Here is a 656-nt window from a genome sequence, read left to right as displayed (position 1 = left end):
AGTTTCTTTTTTAATCGCTCAATCCCTATTAAAGTAAGACTGGCAAGTTTACTTTTTAGTTTATTTACAGCTAGTGGTTTGTTAAACGGCAAATTATATATTCTTTGGCATGCTAGCCAACCACCTCAACTTTTCCCTTATCGTTTTGTTTTCTTAATTACTTTTATTATGGTCTTTTTCGCTAGTTATCAACTGGCTAACCACAACTCAAAAGCTGATTTAAAGATTTCAACTGCTTGCTTTTTATTCTTTTTAGCTTTCTATTTCTTCAGATCAAGAAAATTGCTTTTTCTTAATGCGGCTGCTTGCTTTTTAGCTTTATTAATTGCCTTAATTTCTCTTGCTTTAGTAATTCTTTACTACACTAAGAAAATTAATCCTTGGATTCCTGCAGCTTTTCTTATTCTAGAGATGTTTTTATCTGCCACTATCTTTTGGAATAATATTAAGCAGCCTTCCACAAATATTACTAACTACACCGCTCAAACTCAGACTTTTATTAATCAATTACCTAAGACTGCTAAAGATCAACGATTAGCTAAAAGCTTTTTATTAAATAATGATCGTGGTGAAAGTTATACTTTCAACTATCGTGGAGCTGAAGTCTTTTCTTCAAATAACGACCCTAAAATTAGTGACTTTTATTCATTATTAGG

The 656-nt window shown here is 31.2% G+C and carries 1 protein-coding gene; it reads left to right on the top strand.

Features of this window, described 5'->3' with window-relative positions; genetic code table 11:
- A partial coding sequence (locus tag ETI37_RS07720) for a YfhO family protein (protein WP_143458511.1) occupies positions 1–656 on the top strand: 656 nt, incomplete at both ends.

It is taken from the genome of Lactobacillus mulieris (assembly GCF_007095465.1).
Taxonomy (GTDB): domain Bacteria; phylum Bacillota; class Bacilli; order Lactobacillales; family Lactobacillaceae; genus Lactobacillus; species Lactobacillus mulieris.
The sequence above is the reverse complement of the archived record's forward strand: the minus strand, read 5'-3'. Positions and strand labels throughout refer to the sequence as shown.